Genomic DNA, 6,068 nt, shown 5'->3' with positions numbered 1-6,068 from the left:
TGCCGCATGCCTCTTCGGTAGCAGACTACGAAGCGCTGCTGCCGTGGAACTGCTCGCCAGAGATGCCACGGTAAACCTGATCCCTGCTTTGCGGTAGGTGGGGATCATGGATCGGATACAAATAATCCAGCCTACTTTCCTGCACCAGTCCGTCCGCATCGGCTTTAGAGGCCAAGGTTTTCATAAAAAAAGCTCACCAAAGTACTGTGGAATTATTTCTTGTTACTGATCAAAGTACTTCTCATAACAACTGCAAATACCTGAGCGCATCATCATTTAAGCTCAAGCCATGCCAGAAGGCGCAACGCCATCCGTTAGCCGACTTTCCGCATTCAAATTCATAGCTTTCGAGTCGATGAAGCTCTGTTTTTATGCTTGCCAAGCTAGATCGATCTGGAAGAAAAGTCCTTATGCCATTGATCAAGACCCCCCATTGTGTCGTCAGATATTCATCGATTCCCGCCCGTCTTAAGACATTGTCGATGTGCCACTGAACAACAGCAAGCTGACTTCCGACCACATTGTAAGGTATTGGTGTCAGCAGTGGCGCATTCCAATCGGGTTCAAATCGTACAGAGAGGATCTTGTTGTTTGCAAAGTAGTCAAAGTATGGATGCAGAGGGCGTTCTCCTGCGTTCACACCTCTAAACGCATTGCTTCTCTTGTTGTTGCATCTATCACAAGCTGGCACTAAATTTTTTGAATAAAATGAGAATTCTGCATAATTTGCTTTGGGCAGGTAATGATCCAAGGTCCCCAATGCGTCTCGCCCACACACGGGGCACACGCCGTCAAGTTGAGATCGCAGCGTCGCAATGAAATTTAAGACGGATGGTGGTGCTTTATAAATTTCGTTAAGGTCTTCTTTTAGTGGAAGGTATGACGCATCCTCGGCGATACCCCAAGGATCACCATTGCAAACATCATATGCTTGATAGCGCTCAGCAATATCAGCTATGCGATGCACAATTGCCTTGGCATTTCCCTTTCTAGAGTGCTGCAGAAAGCTGAGAAGCAAACTATCTTGAATGACGGGTGGATCTACTTTCCTCATTTTATTGCTCCATCATCCTTCGCAGGCGCATGAGAGCTTCGGCACTCAATTCCGAAGAGTATTTATTAAGCGCCTCCGAAAATGTATTACTCTCTTGCTCGGCCAACTCTAACAATTCTTCATAAAGATGGTGGGGCAGATCGTCACCAAATACCTCATTAGAGATTGATGCGACATTGGCTCCTAGCGTTTGCATGCGCGGTTTTCTTACTGTGAGCACTCCTTCTTCATTACGCATCACATGCACCTGAGCACTTTGAACTTCTCGAACGACAAATGGGGAATGTGTGGCGACGAATGCTATGGACCGTGTGCCGTTCAGGATTTTATTTAGGCTACGCATAAACCTTGATATAAGGTTCGGATGCAGAAAATTCTCCGGCTCATCAATAATCAGCGCGGATGCCGGCCCAGAGTTAGCTAGTGCAACCAATATGAATTTTAGAAAGGCCTGCTGACCCAAGCTAAGTTTACGTTCCTTTCCGTGCTTATCGACAAACCTCAATGACTGCCTAGAGGCGACATTTGCTGCATTATTTAAAATGCGTTGCTCCCCGCCACGCTTCCACTCTGAAAATGGCATATAGTCTACATCGTACGACGCAATTATTCCTGACTCTCCCAGCCTATCTTTTTTCATTGGGACAAGAACTTCAAACTCACTGAATTCAGTGCGCAAAATATCCGAGAGATGGTTAAGCAAAGCACCTTGAGCATCATGTCCCCGGGCCACGTCAACAAGCAACGTAGTGGCAGAGTCCTCGCCTTGCTTCCGGGGACTTGCTGGATTGAATGTAAAAATCCTAGCTCTCGCCAGCCCCTCCTTTGAAGAGGGAGAGAACTGTCGAACAGAGGCAGTGTGAATAAAGGCTATAACTTGATTCAGTTCGGGGCGATTGATGATTTCAGCAGATCGACTTTCCTTATCTGCCAAAACTTTTGAGAGCTTTGCGAGCGCCGAAGTTTTGCCACAGCCATTTTGTCCAATGATGACTGCGATCCGTCCTCTAAGAAAATTCTGGCTGTCAAACTGGAAATCGAACTGGGCCTGCGGGCCGGCTCCCTTCAACACAACATTGAAGGGCTGACGAGCATCAGCATCAAGTTCTTGCAAACCTTGCAATATTCGCTCAGCCTTGCGATAAGCGAAGTAGGCTTCGCTTGATCTAATCATCGCATGAGTGAACACTTCTTCTTTATAGAAATCGTGCCAACTATTTATGAAGGACCGGCTTTTAGTCGTTGCCACATCTTGTAAGCCAGATAGGACTTTCCTTGCCTGTGGCTCACCTAGCGTCCGCCGCAAAAAGCTATATGACTTTGCATCTATCAGCAGAGTGCGGAATGGTTTTTTGATTTCGCGGTGGTAAATTTCAGGTTTTTCAGGCGAAAGCAGACTGCCAACAGCTTGAAAGAGATCTTTTTCTCCTTGAATTGCACACCTCCCTTCAAGCCAATAAATTTGCCCTTGTTTATCGCGATAACCTATAGAGCATGCTATAAGATAGCCGAAATCGTTAAATTTACGGGCCAGCGGAACAATGAATGCTTCCGCGTTGGAGTTCTCCGCGAAGCTCTCATCTAAAAGGAATGAAGTCAGTAGCTGGTTTGGGTTAGCGTTAGAGTTCTTTTTTGCTGGCATTCCAAGATCCATCTTAACTTGGGCGGGCTGCGACATTATAAGCGCGAGCGGCCTACTGATATTGTCTGAAAAAAGCGGTGTACTTTCTGAACTGCGGACAGATTTACCGGGATGACTGTCTGTCTCTGGCGGTTAGCCGGTCAGTCGTGAATTACCGCTCCTCCTAAAAAAATGCACGCGACTCGCCAGCACCGATAAAAATCTCTGACCAAGTTCATGTCAATTTTCCCTCAAGCGACTAGCTGAAATGAGGGGCGAATACGCAAGCTGTCTATTTATTTTCCCAGATTTCTTAAGCGTCCATTCATCAATCATGTCGGCCCAATCCTGCAACATTGCTCGACGCTGATCGCGGTACTCGGCCTTGTTGTAAACGGCGCGCACGCCTTTCTGCTCGTGCGCGAGGCACTTCTCAATCCAGTCGGAGTTGTAGCCCGCCTCATGCAGCAGCGTGCTGGCCGTGCGTCGCAGGTCATGGGGCCCGAATTTGCCTAATGGCACCCCTTCCTTTTGCGCAAGGCGATAGGTGAGCGTCAGTACTTGGTTGATCGTGGCCGCACTCATTGGCAAGTCAGAGTCGTAGCGTGACGGCAGAACGTACTCAGAACCTCCAGCCAGGGTCTTCAAGGCGATGAAAAAATCCAGAGCCTGACGGGACAGGAACACCAAATGAGGGTTTCGGCGCTTCATCCGCTCTTTGGGGATCGTCCATAGCGCCTCGCTGAAATTGATTTCACTCCACGTTGCGTTGGTCAGCTCGCTCTTGCGCACCATCGTCAGCAGAAGAAGCTTGGCTGCGGCGCGAACCGACGTCGCGGTACCAATCCTGTCCATGTACTGATACATAAGCGCGATTTCATCAGGCGTCAACGCCCGGTCGCGAGGCTCGAATTTGGCGATGCTGGCAGACCTTACTAGATCCGCAGGGTTTTCAAGCTTCTGACCACGCTCAATGGCCCAACGAAAGACCTGCAGAACGATCTCACGCGAATGGACAGCGGTTGCAGGCGCACCCCGCTCTACTATCGCGTCGGTCAGTGCCCGCAGATCCTCATGAGTGATTTCAGCGAGCTTCTGATTGCCAAACTTCGGCTTCAATTCGCGCTCATAGACTGACCGGCGCATATCTCGTGTCGAGTCCGCTATCTGATAGCCGCGCAGCCATTTTTCAGCCCAATCATCAAAGGTCTCTGCGCCCTTCGTACGAGCCTTCGCACGCGCCTTCTCCTTAGCAGGCGACTTACCTGCGGCGATCATCTTCTTCGCCTCCCCTAGCCGCTCACGTGCCTCTGCCAGGGTGATCCCGCCCAAGCCATAACGACCGAACGTGATGGTCTCCTGTCGGCCATTGATGGAGTAGTTGTAGCGGAAGGAGATTGAGCCGGCCGGTGTAACCGCTACGTACAAGCCATCGCGGTCAATCACTTTGTAGAGCTTGTCTTGGGGCTTGAGGTTTCGAAGCTTGGTATCAGTGAGCATGGCTTCCATTAATTCCATGAAAAAATACCATGCTCTGAAAAGCGCGGAAGAATGGGGCTTAACCCCAGTAAAACGGGCCTCTTGGCTACCTCGATACCATGCCCATCCTGAAACAAGGGACATGGTATCAAGCGTCATGCATGGCATCGGATGCAGTTGGTACCCCGTACCATGCCATAAAAAAACCATGCTTGGCGATGCAGAACGCTACCTGAATTTGCCAGACCCAAAAAGCCAAAAGCCCGCAATTAAGCGGGCTTTTGGGCATTTTTTGCTAGATCGTGCCCGGCAATGCCGGACGCGGGATCATTCCCACTCAATCGTCGCCGGCGGCTTGCTCGACACGTCGTACGTCACCCGCGAGATGCCTTCGATCTCGTTGATGATGCGGCCGCTGACTGTTTCCAGCAGTTCGTAAGGCAGGTGTGCCCAGCGTGCGGTCATGAAGTCGATGGTTTCCACCGCCCGCAGTGCGACGACCCAGGCATAGCGACGGCCGTCACCGACCACGCCTACCGATTTCACCGGCTGGAACACAACGAAAGCCTGGCTGACCTTGTGGTACCAGTCGGCTTTGCGCAGTTCTTCGATGAAGATGTGGTCGGCGCGGCGCAGCAGGTCGGCGTATTCCTTCTTCACTTCACCGAGGATGCGCACGCCCAGGCCCGGGCCCGGGAATGGGTGGCGGTAGACCATGTCATACGGCAGGCCGAGTTCCAGGCCCAGGCGGCGGACTTCGTCCTTGAACAGTTCACGCAGGGGCTCGACCAGCTTGAGGTTCATTTCCTCGGGCAGGCCGCCAACGTTGTGGTGCGACTTGATCACGTGGGCCTTGCCGCTCTTGGCGCCGGCCGACTCGATCACGTCGGGGTAGATGGTGCCCTGGGCCAGGTACTTGATGTTGTCCAGCTGGCTGGACTGGGCGTCGAACACGTCGATGAAGGTGCGGCCGATGATCTTGCGCTTCTTCTCCGGGTCGCTTTCGCCGGCCAGGTTGTTCAGGAACTGCTCTTCGGCGTTGGCGCGGATGACCTTGACGCCCATGTTCTCGGCGAACATGGCCATCACTTGCTCACCTTCGTGCAGGCGCAGCAGGCCGTTGTCGACGAAGACGCAGGTCAGTTGGTCGCCGATGGCCTTGTGCAGCAAGGCCGCAACCACCGAAGAGTCGACGCCGCCGGACAGGCCCAGCAGCACGTTGTCGGTGCCGACCTGGGCGCGCACCTGGGCGATGGCGTCTTCGGCGATCTTCGACGGTGTCCACAGGGCTTCACAGCCGCAGATGTCGAGGATGAAGCGCGACAGGATGCGACCGCCCTGCTTGGTGTGGGTCACTTCCGGGTGGAACTGCACGCCGTAGTAACCGCGGGTGTCGTCGGCCATGCCGGCGATCGGGCAGCTCGGGGTGCTGGCCAGGATGTGGAAATCTTCCGGCAGCCGGGTGACCTTGTCACCGTGGCTCATCCAGACGTCGAGGCCGAACAGGCCGTCGGCGTCGATGTGGTCTTCGATGCCGTCGAGCAGGCGGCTCTTGCCGACCACGTCGACGCGGGCGTAACCGAACTCACGCAGGTCGGACCCTTCGACCTTGCCGCCCAGTTGCTCGGCCATGGTCTGCATGCCGTAGCAGATGCCGAACACCGGCACGCCCAGGTCGAAGACCGCCTGCGGGCAGCGCGGGCTGTCGGCTTCGTGTACCGACTCAGGGCCGCCGGCGAGGATCACGCCCTTGGGTGCGAACTCGCGAATGGCTTCATCGTCCATGTCGAACGGATGCAGTTCGCAGTACACGCCGATCTCGCGCACGCGGCGGGCGATCAGCTGGGTGTACTGCGAACCGAAGTCGAGGATCAGGATGCGGTGCGCGTGAATATCGAGGGCCATGATTCAGTC

At 53.3% G+C, this 6,068-nt stretch carries 4 protein-coding genes; all 4 read right to left on the bottom strand.

All coding sequences use genetic code 11. The features are described 5' to 3' along the window. Positions 1–241 precede the first annotated feature (241 nt). Entirely contained in the window at positions 242–1,054 is an 813-nt protein-coding gene (locus tag DGA31_RS29585) for an HNH endonuclease (protein WP_152035019.1), read from the bottom strand. A gap of 1 nt (position 1,055) precedes the next feature. Next, positions 1,056–2,696, bottom strand: a complete 1,641-nt coding sequence (locus DGA31_RS11630; protein ID WP_161959180.1) for an ATP-dependent nuclease — start codon at positions 2,694–2,696, stop codon at positions 1,056–1,058. A 219-nt stretch (positions 2,697–2,915) separates the two neighbouring features. Beyond that, positions 2,916–4,175 (bottom strand): tyrosine-type recombinase/integrase, encoded by a 1,260-nt coding sequence (locus DGA31_RS11625; protein ID WP_109512632.1) that lies wholly within the window; start codon positions 4,173–4,175, stop codon positions 2,916–2,918. Between the two features lie 306 nt (positions 4,176–4,481). After that, the gene (guaA, locus tag DGA31_RS11620; RefSeq protein ID WP_056835471.1) at positions 4,482–6,059 is read right to left on the bottom strand and encodes a glutamine-hydrolyzing GMP synthase; all 1,578 of its coding nucleotides are present in this window, start codon (positions 6,057–6,059) and stop codon (positions 4,482–4,484) included. Between the last annotated feature and the right edge of the window lie 9 nt (positions 6,060–6,068).

It is taken from the genome of Pseudomonas ovata (genome assembly GCF_003131185.1).
Taxonomy (GTDB): domain Bacteria; phylum Pseudomonadota; class Gammaproteobacteria; order Pseudomonadales; family Pseudomonadaceae; genus Aquipseudomonas; species Aquipseudomonas ovata.
Note: the sequence above shows the minus strand (reverse complement) of the source record. Positions and strands in the feature narration are given on the sequence as shown.